General features: G+C 70.8%; 18 protein-coding genes. 6 read left to right on the top strand and 12 right to left on the bottom strand.

Annotated features, from left to right (window positions below):
- Nucleotides 1-9 precede the first annotated feature (9 nt).
- The 4 genes from OHA68_RS16605 to OHA68_RS16590 all read right to left on the bottom strand — a co-directional run bounded on the left by OHA68_RS16605 (nucleotide 10) and on the right by OHA68_RS16590 (nucleotide 2340).
- The gene (locus OHA68_RS16605) at nucleotides 10-990 is read right to left on the bottom strand and encodes a DMT family transporter (protein ID WP_327108439.1); all 981 of its coding nucleotides are present in this window, start codon (nucleotides 988-990) and stop codon (nucleotides 10-12) included.
- A gap of 18 nt (nucleotides 991-1008) precedes the next feature.
- Nucleotides 1009-1386, bottom strand: coding sequence for a hypothetical protein (locus OHA68_RS16600; protein ID WP_327108438.1), 378 nt, complete (start codon nucleotides 1384-1386; stop codon nucleotides 1009-1011).
- A gap of 109 nt (nucleotides 1387-1495) precedes the next feature.
- Nucleotides 1496-1981 (bottom strand): GNAT family N-acetyltransferase, encoded by a 486-nt coding sequence (locus tag OHA68_RS16595; protein WP_327108437.1) that lies wholly within the window; start codon nucleotides 1979-1981, stop codon nucleotides 1496-1498.
- Nucleotides 1981-2340: an MmcQ/YjbR family DNA-binding protein gene (locus tag OHA68_RS16590; RefSeq protein ID WP_327108436.1), complete on the bottom strand. Its 360-nt coding sequence runs from the start codon at nucleotides 2338-2340 to the stop codon at nucleotides 1981-1983. The genes OHA68_RS16595 and OHA68_RS16590 overlap by 1 nt, the downstream gene beginning before the upstream one ends.
- A 51-nt stretch (nucleotides 2341-2391) precedes the next feature.
- On the opposite strand from OHA68_RS16590, the gene OHA68_RS16585 reads away from it, so the two are divergent.
- Nucleotides 2392-2823, top strand: a complete 432-nt coding sequence (locus OHA68_RS16585) for a hypothetical protein (protein ID WP_327108435.1) — start codon at nucleotides 2392-2394, stop codon at nucleotides 2821-2823.
- Here OHA68_RS16585 and OHA68_RS16580 read toward each other — a convergent pair.
- Complete coding sequence (locus OHA68_RS16580) at nucleotides 2799-2969, bottom strand: hypothetical protein (RefSeq protein WP_327108434.1); 171 nt, start codon at nucleotides 2967-2969, stop codon at nucleotides 2799-2801. The two genes, OHA68_RS16585 and OHA68_RS16580, sit on opposite strands and share 25 nt — an antisense overlap.
- Nucleotides 2970-3052: 83 nt before the next feature.
- Between OHA68_RS16580 and OHA68_RS16575 the strand changes: the two genes are divergently transcribed.
- Nucleotides 3053-3904, top strand: a complete 852-nt coding sequence (locus OHA68_RS16575; RefSeq protein ID WP_327108433.1) for a DUF72 domain-containing protein — start codon at nucleotides 3053-3055, stop codon at nucleotides 3902-3904.
- Here OHA68_RS16575 and OHA68_RS16570 read toward each other — a convergent pair.
- The 4 genes from OHA68_RS16570 to OHA68_RS16555 all read right to left on the bottom strand — a co-directional run bounded on the left by OHA68_RS16570 (nucleotide 3891) and on the right by OHA68_RS16555 (nucleotide 7744).
- On the bottom strand, nucleotides 3891-4502 hold the full coding sequence (locus OHA68_RS16570) for a Fic family protein (protein WP_327108432.1): 612 nt from the start codon (nucleotides 4500-4502) through the stop codon (nucleotides 3891-3893). The genes OHA68_RS16575 and OHA68_RS16570 overlap by 14 nt on opposite strands.
- 109 nt (nucleotides 4503-4611) lie before the next feature.
- Complete coding sequence (locus tag OHA68_RS16565) at nucleotides 4612-5772, bottom strand: serine hydrolase domain-containing protein (RefSeq protein WP_327108431.1); 1161 nt, start codon at nucleotides 5770-5772, stop codon at nucleotides 4612-4614.
- Between the two features lie 112 nt (nucleotides 5773-5884).
- Nucleotides 5885-6511 (bottom strand): response regulator transcription factor, encoded by a 627-nt coding sequence (locus OHA68_RS16560; protein WP_327108430.1) that lies wholly within the window; start codon nucleotides 6509-6511, stop codon nucleotides 5885-5887.
- A 15-nt stretch (nucleotides 6512-6526) separates the two neighbouring features.
- Nucleotides 6527-7744 carry a sensor histidine kinase gene (locus OHA68_RS16555; protein WP_327108429.1) on the bottom strand — a complete coding sequence of 406 codons (1218 nt, stop codon included), beginning with the start codon at nucleotides 7742-7744 and terminating at the stop codon, nucleotides 6527-6529.
- A gap of 86 nt (nucleotides 7745-7830) precedes the next feature.
- Here OHA68_RS16555 and OHA68_RS16550 point away from each other — a divergent pair, with 86 nt between their 5' ends.
- The 3 genes from OHA68_RS16550 to OHA68_RS16540 all read left to right on the top strand — a co-directional run bounded on the left by OHA68_RS16550 (nucleotide 7831) and on the right by OHA68_RS16540 (nucleotide 10402).
- The gene (locus tag OHA68_RS16550; RefSeq protein ID WP_407674449.1) at nucleotides 7831-8466 is read left to right on the top strand and encodes a TetR/AcrR family transcriptional regulator; all 636 of its coding nucleotides are present in this window, start codon (nucleotides 7831-7833) and stop codon (nucleotides 8464-8466) included.
- A 140-nt stretch (nucleotides 8467-8606) separates the two neighbouring features.
- Nucleotides 8607-9740, top strand: coding sequence for a sensor histidine kinase (locus tag OHA68_RS16545; RefSeq protein ID WP_327108427.1), 1134 nt, complete (start codon nucleotides 8607-8609; stop codon nucleotides 9738-9740).
- Nucleotides 9737-10402, top strand: a complete 666-nt coding sequence (locus OHA68_RS16540) for a response regulator (RefSeq protein WP_189142187.1) — start codon at nucleotides 9737-9739, stop codon at nucleotides 10400-10402. The genes OHA68_RS16545 and OHA68_RS16540 overlap by 4 nt, the downstream gene beginning before the upstream one ends.
- Here the strand turns inward: OHA68_RS16540 and OHA68_RS16535 are convergent.
- On the bottom strand, nucleotides 10383-11018 hold the full coding sequence (locus OHA68_RS16535) for a DUF2306 domain-containing protein (RefSeq protein ID WP_327108426.1): 636 nt from the start codon (nucleotides 11016-11018) through the stop codon (nucleotides 10383-10385). The genes OHA68_RS16540 and OHA68_RS16535 overlap by 20 nt on opposite strands.
- A 162-nt stretch (nucleotides 11019-11180) precedes the next feature.
- On the opposite strand from OHA68_RS16535, the gene OHA68_RS16530 reads away from it, so the two are divergent.
- Complete coding sequence (locus OHA68_RS16530; protein WP_327108425.1) at nucleotides 11181-12170, top strand: NAD(P)-dependent alcohol dehydrogenase; 990 nt, start codon at nucleotides 11181-11183, stop codon at nucleotides 12168-12170.
- A gap of 56 nt (nucleotides 12171-12226) precedes the next feature.
- Here OHA68_RS16530 and OHA68_RS16525 read toward each other — a convergent pair whose 3' ends face one another.
- Both OHA68_RS16525 and OHA68_RS16520 read right to left on the bottom strand, forming a co-directional pair.
- Nucleotides 12227-12868 carry a hypothetical protein gene (locus tag OHA68_RS16525; RefSeq protein WP_327108424.1) on the bottom strand — a complete coding sequence of 214 codons (642 nt, stop codon included), beginning with the start codon at nucleotides 12866-12868 and terminating at the stop codon, nucleotides 12227-12229.
- A gap of 87 nt (nucleotides 12869-12955) precedes the next feature.
- The gene (locus OHA68_RS16520; protein WP_327108423.1) at nucleotides 12956-13849 is read right to left on the bottom strand and encodes an SDR family NAD(P)-dependent oxidoreductase; all 894 of its coding nucleotides are present in this window, start codon (nucleotides 13847-13849) and stop codon (nucleotides 12956-12958) included.
- Between the last annotated feature and the right edge of the window lie 204 nt (nucleotides 13850-14053).

Raw genomic sequence — 14053 nt, 5'->3', positions numbered from 1 at the left:
GCTGAGACTCTAACGCTCCACTGCCGGGCCGCGGCCTTGCGGACTTCGGCTCGGCGCCGCTCCGACGCCGGAGGGCGGCCCGCTGTCCGCCACTCCGACGCCGGAAGACGGCCCGCTGTCCGCCGCTTCGACGGCAGCCCGCCGGGCGCCGCGCTCCGGCAGCGCCACGACCACCAGGCTCACGGCCAGCAGGGCCAGGCCCGCGATCGAGACCGGGGCCAGCCGCTCGCCGAGCACCACCAGGCCCAGCAGCGCGGCCACCGCGGGCTCGGCCAGCGCCAGCGTCGCGGCGGTGGCCACCGGGGTGGACCGCAGGCCCCTGCCGTACAGGACGTAGGACAGGGCGGTGGCGCCGAAGCCGAGGTAGAGGGCGGCGAGCAGGCCGCGCGGCTCGGCGAGCCAGCCCACGCCCTGCCAGAGCAGGACCGGCAGCATGATGACGGCGGCGCCGCCGAACAGCACGCCCATCACCGCGCCGGATGGCGCGCCGGCCGAGATCGCCCGTGCCGCGCTGACCGCGTAGAAGGCGTACAGCAGCCCGCCGAGCAGGGCGATCAGCACCCCGGACACCAGCTGCCCGCCCGCCTGAGCGCCGCCGCCGGCGATCAGCGCCACGCATCCCGCGACGGCCGCCGAGGTCGCCAGGGCCCATCGGGCGCTCGGCCGCTGCCGGTGCATCGTCCAGGAGAGCAGCCCGGTGAAGACCGGGCCGCTGCCGATCGCGACGACCGTGCCGATGGCCACCCCCGTGCGGGCCACGGCGGCGAAAAAGCACAGTTGGTACGCCGCCACCGCGACCGCGGCGAGCACCAGGCCGGGACGGAGCACCCGGCCGATCCCCGCGCCCGCGAACAGCGCCAGCGCGGCCCCGCCGATGACCAGCCTGGCCGCCGCCAGGGCCACGGAGTCGGCGGAGACGAGCAGCCCAGCGGTGCCGGCCGTGCCCCACAGCACGGCGGCGGCCACGATCGCGAAAGGTCCGTTCCTCATCCCTACATTGTCTGACAACTAGACAATTTCGTCCAATAGTTGGTCGAGCAGCCGGGCGGCGGGCTGAGCCAGCTCGGCCGCGTACTCCTCCAGGACCGCCAGCCCGTCGTGGACGCCGGGCGTGCGATGGCGGGGCAGCTCCAGCAGCATCTCGCCCTCCACCGTGACCGAACCGTCGACGAGGAAGGCGTTTCCGGAGGCGGCGATGGAGACCTCGAAGGTCAGCTCCCGGCCGTCCGGCAGGACGAACGCGGTGCCGGTGCGCGCCCCGGCGGGCGGGAGAAAGAAGGAGAACGGCCGGCTGCGCGCGAAGGGATGGCGTAACTCGGCGAGAATCCCCGTCGCCCGGCTCAGCGCCGCCAGCAGCGCGGCCGCGGCCGCGCTCTCGCCGTCCACCTCAGCAGGGTAGATCAGCGAGTCAGCCGATGGCCAGGCGCGCGTGCCACCCGACGTCGTAGATCAGCGGTCCATCGGGCGTGCCGCTCGACAGCGGTAGATCAGCGGGTCAGTCGGTGGCCAGGCGGGCGTGGCGTTCGACGTCGTAGCGGACGCCGTCGTAGTGCAGCCTGCCCCGCTCCACGCCCTCCGGCCGGAAGCCCGCCTTGGTGGCCACCCGGCACGAGGCCGCGTTGTCGACCCGGTGGCCCAGCTCCAGCCGGTAGAGGCCGCGCTCGCCGAACGCCCACCGGGCCAGCTCCTCGGTCGCCGCCACGGCGATGCCGCGCCCCCTGGCCTCGGGGACCGTCCAGTAGGAGACCCAGCCGTTCTCATGGGCGTCGATGTCGGTCACCGCGACATTGCCGACGACCTCGCCGCCGAGGGTGACGGCGAACGCGTGCCCCACCTCGGCCCAGCTGGCGATCCAGCCGACCGCGTCCTTGAGCGTGACGACCGGCCAGGCGGCCTGCCTGCTCATGTCGGGCGAGCTGAAGGCCCGCAGCACCACGGGGGCGTCATCGGCACGCCACGCACGTAGTCGTACATTTCTCATTACTGACCGATTTTATGGGCCTCCTCGAATGCGGCCACCAGGGACTTGGGCGCGGTCAGGCACCACGCCTCCGCCGTCAGCTCGAACAGCTCGTCCATCTCGATCCGATCGAGGTGCACCACCACCCAGCCGAACCGGCCGGCGGTGAACTGGATCTCGAACACCTCGGGCCGCTCGGCCACCAGCGCCAACTGCTCCTCGATGGTCGCCTTGAGCCCGACCGTCTCGGTCTCCTCCCACAGGTAGCCGAAGCCCTTGTCGTGCACCTTGAGCGCGACCCAGCTGCCGCCGCCGTCGCTCATCCGCACCTCTGGCAGGCTGTCCAGCAGCTCGAGGAACTCTTCGACGCTCACTCCCATGCCCCCCTGTGTACCAAACCCGGCTGACATTTCCGCGCCTATGATCAACCTGTGGTCAGCGAAGAGGTCACACGGATGCCCGCCCCGCTGCGCGCGGCCAGAGTGATCATGGCGCTCCAGTTCGTCCTCGGGCTGGTGGGGCTCATCTTCGGGTGGCTGGGGACCGCATCCGCGCTCGGCATGAACGTCTCGGGCGGCCTTCCTCTGGCCGGGCTCATGGTGTTCCTGACCGCGACCCTGGCGTTACAGGCCTGGCTGATGGGGCGCCTGGACAGCCGGATGCGCTGGGTCCGCCGGGCGGTGCTGGGCTTCGAGATCCTCGTGATCAGCACTGATGTGATCTTGGGAGCGCTGGACCCAGGGCTCACCGTCCGTTCGTTCCTCGCCATCCTGCCCCTGCCGACGATCGTCATCGTCCTGCTCCTCCTCCCGTCCTCCGGCACCTGGTTCGACCGTCCTCACGCCAGCGACAACCCCCGATAAAGGCCCCACGGTACGAACACCGCCCCGCCCACGAGCAGCACCTTCTCTCGCATCGACAGCGCCGCGCGGCGCCCGGCCAGCGCGGTGAGCACGGTGGCGACCACGACGGCCACCGCCCGCGGACGAGGACCGACCGTCCTGGCCACGGTCCGACCCTGGGACCGACCGACCGACCGTCCTGGCCATGGTCCGACCCTGGGACGGACCATCCTCCGGTAGCGTCGAGGCCATGCGGCTTCACGTGGGATGCGCGATGTGGACGCACCCGTCATGGCAGGGCCGCCTCCTGCCCCATCCACTCCCTCCCGGCGAGCGCCTGCGTTCCTACGCGACCTGGTGCAACGCGGTCGAAGGCAACACCACCTTCTACGCCACCCCCGCCAGGAGCACGGTGGAGACCTGGGCGGAGCAGGTGTCCCCCGACTTCCGCTTCGTGGTCAAGCTGCCCAAGCCCATCACCCACGAGCGCCGCCTCACCGGCATCGACGACCCACTCCGCGCCTTCCTGGAAGCGATCGAGCCACTCGGCCCCCGAGCCCACGCCCTCTGGGTCCAGCTACCGGGCTCCTTCGCCCCGACGGACCTCGGCACCCTGGCCGGCTTCCTCCGCCGGCTGCCGAGCGCCTACAGCTACGCCGTCGAGGTACGCCACCGCGCCTTCTTCGACGACCCCCGCTCGGCCCAGCTGCTCGAAAGAATCCTGACGACCGCCGGCGCCGAGTGGGTCCCGTTCGACACCACCGCCTTCTTCCAGAGCCCACCGACCAGCGACGCCGAACGAGACGCCTGGACGAAGAAGCCCCGCGTCCCCCGCCGCTCCTCGGCCCTCACCGACCGCCCGATCGTCCGCTACCTGGGCCGGGACGCCACCGACCGCACCGTCGAGGGCTGGCAGCCCTGGCTCGACACGGTCACCGGCTGGCTCCGCGAAGGCCGCTCCCCCACCGTCTTCATCCACACCCCGGACAACGCCGACGCCCTGACCCTCGCCCGCCGCTTCCACGCCGACGTCCGCTCCCGCCTCCCCGAACTCGCCCCCCTCCCGGACCCCCTCCCCACCGAGCCCCTCACCCTCTTCTGACGCTCCTACGACTCCCGTACGGCTCGGCATAGGGCTGTGCGGACTGCCTGACGGACTCGAGGACGGGCCGCATGGCGGGTCCCGCCACGTAGTAACGCCCCCTGGCCTGCCCCTGCGGGCTCAACCAGTCCAGCCGGCACATCTCCCTGATATCGCGTACCGCCTGCTGGGGGCTGAGCTCCGCGTCCTGCTGGTAGACGGTCCGCCGGACCCGCGACTCCCAGAAGGCGGGCAGCAGAGCGAAGACGGTCCGCTCGTCAAGCCCATCGGCGACGGCCGCCTCCGTCAGCGCGGCCCACGCCCGGCTCAGCAACTCGACCCTGCGCTGAGCCTGCTGGGCCTGCAGGTGGTGAGCACGCAGACAGAACGTGATCCATCCGTGTGTCCCCCGGTGAGGACTCCATTCGGCATCGCCCACCTCCCCGAGGATCTGGTAGTAGGCGTACGTGTTCTGCCCTCTGCCGAGCCACTCCTCGATGGAGGAGAACTCCGGGGGAAGCAAGGCCTCCCTGGCGAAGACCAAGGTGGACAGCGCCCGCGACATCCTCCCGTTCCCGTCCGCCCACGGGTGGATCTTCACCAGATTCAGGTGTGCCATCGAGGCCCCTCGATCGCGTTGGAGCCGACGATGGCCCTGGCGGTGAGGCTTCTGCGAAGCTGCTTCGTCCACCGCCCTTGGGAAAGTAGACGCAAGCGGAGTCGATCGGTCAGTTGCCGGCGCACAGGGCGCTGTCCACGGTGGCGAGCACCGCGTTGCCGGCGGCCTCGGACTGTGGCAGGGAGGTCACGATGACCGTGACCGCGCGGCCGTCGGGGGTGACGGCGTCGCGGGTCTCGTAGCCGTGGATGTCGCCACCGTGGCCGATCGCGGTGCCGCCGCAGCTGAGCTTCATCTTGATCAGGCCCAGCCCGTACCGCCAGTTCCAGCTCGGCGGGAAGGTGGTCTTGACCGTCGTGGTCATCTCCTTGAACTGCTTCGGCTTGAGCAGCTTGCCGTCCTGAAGGCCGACGAGGAAGCGGTTGAGGTCGCTGGGGGTGGCGACGAGCTGCCCGGCGGCCCCGCCCCAGGACGGGTCCATCTTGGTGTAGTCCAGCAGCGGCTTCTTCGGCCCGACGGAGAGGTAGCCGTGGGGGTGGGGGTCGCGCAGGGTCTCCACGCCCTTGCCGGGCCAGTAGGTCTCCTCCAGGCCCAGCTTGTCGATGACCCGCTTCTCCACCAGCCGGGAGATCGACTGTCCGGTGACCTTCTCCGCGACCATTCCGGCCAGGATGTAACCCGTGTTGCTGTACGCCCACTTCGTGCCGGGCGCGAAGGACGCCTTCTTCGCCAGGGCCATGTCGACCAGCCGGCGCTCGGAGAAGGTGGTGTGCCGGATCTTCTGGTAGTCCGGGATGAGTTCGGTGTAGTTCGGCAGGCCGGCGGTGTGCTGCAGCAGCTGGCGCGTGGTGATCTTCCGGCCGTCGATGCCCTTGCCGCGCACCAGCTTGGGCAGATACCTCTCGACCGGCACGTCCAGCTTCACCTTGCCCTCCCCGGCGAGCTGGAGCAGGACCACCGCGGTGAACATCTTGCTGGCGCTGCCGATGCGGCCGTAGCCGTCGACCGGCACTTCCGCCTTCGTCTTCAGGCTCGCGACCCCGGCGACATAGTCGGTGGTGTTCCCGTCGGCGTCACGCACCGAGGCCATCACGCCGGGGAACTTGTGCTTGCTCACCAGCTTGTCCAGGCTCTTCTGCACCGGGTCGGTCGTCGCCGACGCGGTGGCCGGCAGACCGCCCAGGACCAGACCGGTCATCGCGGCGACCGCGGCCGCGGCCAGGACGCCACGCCGGAGGGTGCGGGCGGGGGCTTCGACGAGCTTGGACATGGGGATCACTCCCTGACTGGGGGCTTTACTCTGACGCTGACCAGCATCGCGCCGGACCCCCGCCGGGATCGATCCCGCAGCCTGAACAGAAGGAGTACCGCTGGCACTACCGTCAGCCGTCAGTCCCCGGCTTGAGCAGGCCGATCTCGTACGCCGCCGCGACCGCGGCCGCCCGGTCCTTCACCCCGAGCTTGCCGAACAGGTGCAGCAGGTGCGTCTTGACCGTCGCCTCGGTGATGAACAGCCGCGCGGCCACCTCACGATTGGTCGCGCCCCGGGCGATGAGCCCGAGGACTTCGAGCTCCCGGCGGCTCAGCGTCCGCCGTTCCGGCTCCCGCGACCGCTGCGCCAGCACGCCGGTCACGGACGGGGACAGCACCGTCTCGCCACGGGCCGCCGCCTGTACGGCGCGGCGCAGGTCGGCGCGCGGGGTGTCCTTGAGGAGATAGCCGGTGGCGCCCTGGTCGATCGCGGGCAGCACGTCGGCGTCGTCGTCGAACGTGGTCAGCACCAGGATGTGGATGCCGGGAGTCTGCTCGCGGAGCCGGCGGATGACCTCCGCGCCGCTCATCTTGGGCATCCGCAGGTCCATGAGCACCACGTCGGGCGCGGTCCGTAGGGCCACGACCAGCGCCTCCGGCCCGTCGGCCGCCTCCCCGACGACCTCGAAGGCGTCGTCGCCGGTGAAGATCCCGCGCAGCCCGTCCCGTACCACTGGATGGTCATCGACAATGATCATGCGTATGGGCATGGCTCACCCCAGGTCTTCGGCGGACGGATCGGGCGGGATGGCCGGAATGCTGGCGGAGATCGCGGTGCCCTGACCGGGGGCGGCCTCGATCGCCAGGTCGCCGGCCAGCCGGGTGACACGCTGACGCATCGCGACGAGCCCGAAGCCACCGGCGTCGGAAGGCCCGGTCGCCCCGGGGACGAATCCGCGGCCGTCATCCCGTACATCAAGAACGACGACATCCTCCATGTACGACAGCGTGAGGCCGACGCGGGAGGCGGCGGCGTGCTTGCCGGCGTTGGCCAGCGCCTCCTGGGCGGTGCGCAGCAACGTGCTCTCCACCCCGACGTGCAGCGGCCGGGGGTCGCCGGTCACGGCGAAGGCGGCGGGCGTGCCGGTGGCCCGCGACCAGGTCGCCGCGACGTCCGCCAGGGCGGCGGGCAGCTGTGCCTCCGCCAGCGGAGCGGGGCGTAACGCCTGCATCGATCGGCGCGCCTCGTTCAGGCTGTCCCCGGCCAGCGTGCGCATCGTGGCCAGCCGCGCGCCGAGCACGGGATCGCCGACCGGGCCATCGATGGCTTCGAGCTGGGTGATGATGCCGGTCAACCCCTGCGCGACGGTGTCGTGGATCTCCCTCGCCATCCGCTGCCGCTCCCCCAGCACACCGGCCTCACGGGCCCGGGTGAGGAGCTGGGCCTGCAGGTCCGCGTTCTCCGCCGCGAGCGCGGCCAGCTCGGCGCCGGTCCGGCGGAGCTGCTCGATCATCACCTTGCGCTGGTCGTTCTGCTGGGAGATGGTACGGACCGACAGCCCGGCCGTGGCGGCGACCAGCGTCGCGACGAGGAACGAGAAGAGCATCTGCCCCGGCGCCCGCCCCTCGGGCACCACCACCAGCACCGCGGCCGTCGCCGCCACCCCCGCGTACGCCCACCATCCCGGCAGCACGGTGAAAGCCAGGATGAACGCCCCCACCCCGGTCACCGAGAACACCCCGTCGATCCTGACCAGCGCCCCGATGAGGCCGAGCAGCCCGACGAAGTAGCCGGCCCGGGCCCACGGCCGCTCGCCCCAGCCGGGCTGCCGGCCCACCATGAACCAGTGCCAGGCCGCGGCCGACAGCGCCAGGACCAGCAGCTCCACCCGCCACTCGCGCAGCAGGGCGAAGACCGAGGGCAGCAGGATGAACAGGTAGGGCACCGCGGGCCGGGCGCGATCCCAGCGCGGGACGTCGCCGCTCACCATGGGCGGGTCCCGCCTGCGACGCCGTCGGCGACCATGACGCCAGCCTAACCGGAGGCGCCACGACCGCCGGTCCACCGGACGAAGCAATGTGTAGCCTTGGCCTGGCGAGCGATGTTCGATCGAAGGAGAGCTTGGTGTCCCAGTCCGGGCACGTGCCGGTCCGGAGCAAGCGGGCCGACGCGGTGCGCAACCGCCAGGCGCTGCTCGCCGCCGCCGCCGCGGTGTTCGTCACCTCCGGCGTCGACGCGCCGATCCGGGAGATCGCGGCCAGAGCCGGCGTCGGGATGGGGACGATCTACCGACATTTCGCGACTCGGGCCGATCTCGTGGTGGCCGTCTACCGCCACCAGGTCGAGGCCTGCGCCGAGGCCGGCCCGACCCTGCTGGCCACCGCCGACTCTCCGTTCGCGGCACTGCGTCAGTGGGTGGACCTCTTCGTCGGCTTCCTGGTCACCAAGCACGGGCTCGCCAACGCGCTGCGATCGGACAGCAGCGGCTACAACGCGCTGCACACCTACTTCCTCGACCGCCTGGTGCCCGTCCTCGCCCAGTTGCTCGACGCCGCGGTCGACGCCGGCGAGATCAGCCCCGGCACCCAGGCTTACGAGCTGATGCGCGGCATCGGCAACCTGTGCGCCGGAGGCGACAGCGACCCGCACTACGAGCCCCGCCGCATGGTCGCACTACTCCTCACGGGCCTCCAGCGCCCCCAACCCTCCTGACACCCCGCGCCGCGAGCTCTCGCAAGCCATCCCGATGCCTCGCCTCCAGGGCTTCGAAGTACGGGCGGGCTCTCGTAAGTCGTCGTGACGCCTCGCCTCGGGGGCTTCGAGGGGCGGGCGGGCTCTCGTACGATGAGGGGGTGCGCAGGCTCATCCGCTCCGTGTGGAACGAGCCCCGTCCCCCCGACCCGCCCGCGCGGGTGTGGCGCGACTGGGTGCTCGCCGGCGTGCTCGTGGCGGTCGCGGTGCTCGAAGCGGTCGTGCGGCCGGATCTGCCGTGGCGGGCGGTCGCGGTGACGCTCACCATCGGGCTGGTGCCCACGGTGCTGTGGCGGCGCACCAGGCCGCTGCTGATGATCGTGATCATCTTCGCCGCCACGGGCCTGGCCCCGCTGCTCACCGGCGGTGCCGCCGCCGAGATGTACACGATGGCGTACATGCTGATCCTGGTGTACGCGCTGTTCCGATGGGGGTCCGGGCGGTCGGCCGTGGTCGGGTTGGCGATCATGCTCGGCTCGGTGTCCCTCTCGATCCTCCTCGGGCGGCTCGCCACCTCCGGCGTGATCGCCGCGTTCGCCGTCATGTCCGCGGCCATCGCGCTGGGCGTGGCGCTGCGGTTCCGGGCCAGGGCGCGGCTGCGCGAGCTCGACCAGGTCAAGCTGCTCGAACGCGAGCAACTGGCACGCGACCTGCACGACACCGTCGCCCACCACATCTCGGCCATGGCGATCCGGGCCCAGGCGGGCCTGGCGACCTCGGCCGCGCGGCCGGACGCCGCGGCCGACGCGCTGCACGTGATCGAGGCCGAGGCGGCGCGCGCGCTGGACGAGATGCGCGCCATGGTCCGCGTCCTGCGCCAGGACCAGCCGGCCGACCTGGAGCCCGGCCGCGGCATCGCCGATCTCGAACAGCTCGCGAGCCACAGCGCGTCCGGCCCCGACGTCCATGTGGAGATCTCCGGCGATCTCCACGACCTGCCCCCGTCGGTCGGGTCCGCGCTCTACCGCCTCGCCCAGGAGTCGATCACCAACGCCCGGCGGCACGCGCGGCACGCCACCCGCATCGAGGTCCGCGTCGCCGCCGACGACGCCTCGGTGCACCTGCGGGTGAGCGACGACGGCGAGAGCAGTCTCGTACGCCGGCCGCCCGGCTACGGCCTCATCGGCATGATGGAACGCGCCGACCTGCTCGGCGGCACCTGTACGGCCGGTCCCGGCCCCAATCGCGGCTGGACCGTGACCGCCGTGCTGCCCCGCGCGGGAGCGGCGACATGAGCGTCCGGGTGCTCGTCGCCGACGACCAGGAGATCGTCCGCACCGGACTGGTGATGATCCTGGACGCCCAGCCGGACATCGAGGTCATCGGCGAGGCCGCCGACGGGCGGCGGGCCGTGGAGCTGGCGCGGCGGCTGCGCCCGGACGTGTGCCTGTTCGACATCCGGATGCCCGGCCTCGACGGGATCGCGGCCACCCGTTCCCTCGCCGGGCCGGACGTCGCCGACCCGCTCGCCGTCGTCGTCATCACCACGTTCGACCTCGACGAGTACGTCTACGCCGCGCTGCGGGCCGGTGCCCGGGGCTTCCTGCTCAAGAACGCCGGTGCCCGGCAATTATCCGAGGCGATCCACGCCGCCGCCAACGGCGACGCGCTCATCGCCCCGAGCATCACCGCCCGCCTGCTCGGGGCCTTCGCCCGTACCGGCCCGGCAGCACCGCCGGTGCGGCCCATCGAGGCGCTCACCGACCGGGAGGAGCAGATCCTGGTGACCGTGGCGCGCGGGCGGACCAACGGCGAGATCGCCGGCGACCTGCACATCTCGCTCAGCACGGTCAAAACCCACATCGCCAGCCTGATGGCCAAGCTCGGCGCCCGCAACCGCGTCGAGATCGCCATGTGGGCGTACGAGACCAACCGGGTCAAGAACTCCGCCGAATGATCCATTCGGCCACGACGACGTTGATCACCCAGCCGGCGCCCATGAGCAGCCCCTTGGCGAACTCGTCGGGGGTGCCGACCAGCGCGAAATAGGGCGCGTGGGTCAGCGCCTGGGTGCCCGCGCCCAGGCCGATCGCGTAGCCACGGATCATCCAGGCGCGGTGCCGGGCGAAGTCCCGCCGCCGGATCGCGGCCAGGCCGAGGACGATGGCCACCACCATGGCCGTGCCGAACACGAGCCGGAAGGCCGCCACGAGCGCGCCGTCGCTCTCCGGGAGAGCGTAGAAGAAGCTCATCCACAGCCCGCTGAGCGCCGCGACCAGCCCGCAGGGAGCCAGCACCCGCCCGGCGACGCGATGCCAGCTCCGCCTCCGGCGCAGCCGGGGCACGAACTGGAACGCCCCCAGCACGCTGTAGAGGGTCACGGTGATGATGTGCAGCACCACCGGCACCGGCGAGGCGAAGAACCGCGCGTTGTCCGGCGTGATCTCCGCGCCGCCGGTCAGCTCGGCCATGCGGATGCCACCGGCGAGCACGGGCACGAGGCTGAGCGCGATCAGCGCGGCGGGCACCGGCCACTGCGCCCGGGGGCGAGCCGTCGCAATCTTGTCTGTCATGCCCCGATCGTGAAGGCTGAGGCGCTGCCCCTTCATCAGCGCAACGGCCCGACTTGAGCCGGCCGATCGTCCGCCAATCAGGCGTACTTTCGGCCGATGACCTCCCTATTCAGGACTTTTACGCTCATCGCATGGTTCCCGTCTCGCTTTGAGGAGCATGCAATGAAGGCGTTCGTCCTGCGCTCGTACGGCTCACCCGACGTACTCGAGCTCACCGACCTCGACCGGCCGGTCCCCGCCCGCGACGAGGTGCTGGTCCGCGTACGTGCCACCTCCGTCCAGCCGTACGACTGGCACTACATGAGAGGACAGCCGTACGTCGCGCGACTGATGGGCGGCGGCGGCCCCGGGCTGCGCGGGCCGAAGTTCGGCGTCCTGGGCGCCGACCTGGCGGGGCAGGTCGAGGAGGTCGGCGCGGACGTGACCGAGTTCCGCCCCGGCGACGAGGTGTACGCGATGTCCAAGCGGGACGGCTTCGGCGAGTACGCCTGCGTCAAGGAGTCCGAGCTGGCGCCGAAGCCAGCCAACCTGACGTTCGAGCAAGCGGCGGCCGTGCCGCTGGCGGCCAACACCGCCCTGATCGCACTGCGCGACAAGGGAAGGATTCAGCCGGGCCAGAAGGTGCTCATCGACGGCGCCTCGGGAGGGGTGGGCACGTTCGCCGTGCAACTCGCCAAGGCGTTCGGCGCGACGGTCACCGGCGTCTGCGGCAGCCGCAACGTGGACCTGGTCCGATCGATCGGCGCGGACGAGGTCGTCGACTACACCAAGCAGGACTTCACCCAGCTCGGACAGCGCTACGACATCATGCTGGACATCGCCGGAAGCCACTCGGCCCTCGCCTGCCGGCAGGTGCTGACACGTAAAGGCGCCTACATCCTCATCGGCGGGAAAGGCGGGCGATGGGTTCAGCCCGTCGGTCACATGATGGCGGCGGTCGTGCTGTCGCCGTTCGTGTCGCAGACGATGACCATCGCCGACGTGGTCAGCTGCACCGAGAACAAGCAGAACCTGACCCTGCTGACCGAGCTCATCGAGGACGGCAAGGTCACCCCGGTCATCGACCGGACCTACCCCTTCAAGGAGATCCCGGAAGCCATCAGATACCAGGAAGAGGGCCATTCCTCAGGAAAGGTCGTCATCACGTTCTGAGTGCGAATACCGCAGGACAGGACTTTCCCAATGAGACACCTCGCGCCGGCCAGGCACTACTCGCTCTGCGGGGAATCCGGCCAGTACGGAACCGACTGCTGGACGGCGGACCCGATGGCCTCGCCGTCCAGGTGGGCGATCCTCAGCTCGATCCCGCCGGCGGGCCATTCCACGCCGAGTTCGAAGGTCTCCGGGGGTGGCAAGGGCCAGAGCCACAGACCCATATTGATGGCACTCATCTCTTCGTCGCCGCTGCGCATCGACATGCCGCCGAACAACCAGGAAAGTCGCGGACCCGGCGGCGGCTCCTGGGGGAGCTGAGTTCTGTCGAAACGCTGTCCGATGGTGGTGGCCTTGGTGCCGTCGGCGAAGCGTACGCCGAACCGCAACAGGTCGTCCGGCAGGCGGCCGGCTCCCACCCTGGCGATCATGTGCGGATAAACGGACAGTTGGAGCACCTGGAAGTCATCGGCGGACAGCGTATGCGGCCTCATGACGATGTCCACGTTCATCAGGCAGCCGGTTTCGAACGCCTGAATCGTCGGCAAGGTGACGGCGACATTCTGGGTGCGGGCCAGCATCAGACCGCTGACCATCACCCCGCCCATCTCGCCCGACGGCGGAGCGTACCAGGCAGGCAGCCCAGGCTTGGGTAAGCGAGTCTGTTCTTCCTGCTCTGGCAGGGGCTCGAAGAACATGGTTCCACCGTAGCCAGATTTTCCCGGTGGCGTGGCCGACCGGATACGAGGCCCGAAGGGCAGCACGCCGGGCGCGTGCGCTGCGCTTCAGGCGGTCACCTCGCTGGGTGGGGTGAGGGGGGCCAGTTTGCGGCTGAGGTTGAGGACGGCTTCGGCGGTCCGGGGGTCGGTGGCGGAGCGGAAGGGGGTTACGGGGTGGGTTTTGGCGCCGATGACCAGGCCGGTTCGGCCGTTGAGCGAGGCGTCGGTCGCGGCGCGGAGGGATGGGCGGGCGGCCACGGCGGCGGAGCCGGAGGTGGCGCGTTCGAAGATCCGCCAGACCAGAGGCCAGAGCAGCCGCAGTGGGGGTGACACGATGACGGGTGACCGCATGCTGTCGTCGGTCATGTCGGTGTCGGCGCCGCCGGGGTCGGCCGCGAAGACCGAGACGCTGCTGTCCCGCAGCCGTTCGGCCAGGTCCAGGGTGTAGGCCAGGTTGGCGAGCTTGGCCCGGCCGTACCAGTGGAAGCCGTAGTAGCCGCCCGGCGGCTCGACGGCCTGGAAGATGCGTTTGGCGGCCCGGATCGCGCCTGAGGTGACGTTGACGATCCGGCTCGGCGCTCCCGCCCGGAGCTGGTCCAGCAGCAGCTCGGTCAGCAGGTACGGGGAGAGGTGGTTGACGGCGAAGGTCGCCTCGATGTCGTCCACCGTGCGTTGCCGGTCGGTGAACATCGCGCCGACGTTGTTCACCAGCACCTGCAGCGGCCCCTCCTCGGCGAGCTGGGCGGCGAGGGCTCGTACGGCACTGAGCGAGGCGAGGTCGGCCTGGACGAATCGCGCCCCCGGACCGGTCCCCACCGCGTCGATCCGCTCGACCGCGCGGGCGCCACGCTCGGCGTTACGGCCCACCACGGTCACCGCGTAACCGCTCGCCGCCAGCCCCATCGCGGTCTCCAGACCGATTCCCCCGGTCCCCGCCGTCACCACAGCTCGTCCGCTCATGGCTCCGCCCTTCCTCGTACCGGATGGGTATCCGGTTTCTGATTCAGACCGTAGCATAAGCGGATGGCTATCCGTTTAGTTGGTCCGGGCCGGGATCATCGGCACGTTTCGTTTCGGCCCTCCGCTCCCGATGCTGACCCAAGCCCCAAAGTAGCTGTGTGAGTGATCACGATTGCGGTTCGTGATCGTTTCAGGTGGATGTCT

The sequence above is a fragment of the Nonomuraea glycinis genome, from assembly GCF_035920485.1.
GTDB lineage: Bacteria > Actinomycetota > Actinomycetes > Streptosporangiales > Streptosporangiaceae > Nonomuraea > Nonomuraea glycinis.
Note: the sequence above shows the minus strand (reverse complement) of the source record. Positions and strands in the feature narration are given on the sequence as shown.

What these genes read in the sequence shown, in the direction of transcription:
- OHA68_RS16605 (WP_327108439.1), bottom strand. Translation starts at nt 990, where the DNA reads ATGAGGAACGGACCTTTCGCGATCGTGGCCGCCGCCGTGCTGTGGGGC.
- OHA68_RS16595 (WP_327108437.1), bottom strand. Translation starts at nt 1,981, where the DNA reads ATGAGAAATGTACGACTACGTGCGTGGCGTGCCGATGACGCCCCCGTG.
- OHA68_RS16590 (WP_327108436.1), bottom strand. Translation starts at nt 2,340, where the DNA reads ATGGGAGTGAGCGTCGAAGAGTTCCTCGAGCTGCTGGACAGCCTGCCA.
- OHA68_RS16575 (WP_327108433.1), top strand. Translation starts at nt 3,053, where the DNA reads ATGCGGCTTCACGTGGGATGCGCGATGTGGACGCACCCGTCATGGCAG.
- OHA68_RS16570 (WP_327108432.1), bottom strand. Translation starts at nt 4,502, where the DNA reads ATGGCACACCTGAATCTGGTGAAGATCCACCCGTGGGCGGACGGGAAC.
- OHA68_RS16565 (WP_327108431.1), bottom strand. Translation starts at nt 5,772, where the DNA reads ATGTCCAAGCTCGTCGAAGCCCCCGCCCGCACCCTCCGGCGTGGCGTC.
- OHA68_RS16560 (WP_327108430.1), bottom strand. Translation starts at nt 6,511, where the DNA reads ATGATCATTGTCGATGACCATCCAGTGGTACGGGACGGGCTGCGCGGG.
- OHA68_RS16555 (WP_327108429.1), bottom strand. Translation starts at nt 7,744, where the DNA reads ATGGTGAGCGGCGACGTCCCGCGCTGGGATCGCGCCCGGCCCGCGGTG.
- OHA68_RS16550 (WP_407674449.1), top strand. Translation starts at nt 7,831, where the DNA reads ATGTGTAGCCTTGGCCTGGCGAGCGATGTTCGATCGAAGGAGAGCTTG.
- OHA68_RS16540 (WP_189142187.1), top strand. Translation starts at nt 9,737, where the DNA reads ATGAGCGTCCGGGTGCTCGTCGCCGACGACCAGGAGATCGTCCGCACC.
- OHA68_RS16535 (WP_327108426.1), bottom strand. Translation starts at nt 11,018, where the DNA reads ATGACAGACAAGATTGCGACGGCTCGCCCCCGGGCGCAGTGGCCGGTG.
- OHA68_RS16530 (WP_327108425.1), top strand. Translation starts at nt 11,181, where the DNA reads ATGAAGGCGTTCGTCCTGCGCTCGTACGGCTCACCCGACGTACTCGAG.
- OHA68_RS16525 (WP_327108424.1), bottom strand. Translation starts at nt 12,868, where the DNA reads ATGTTCTTCGAGCCCCTGCCAGAGCAGGAAGAACAGACTCGCTTACCC.
- OHA68_RS16520 (WP_327108423.1), bottom strand. Translation starts at nt 13,849, where the DNA reads ATGAGCGGACGAGCTGTGGTGACGGCGGGGACCGGGGGAATCGGTCTG.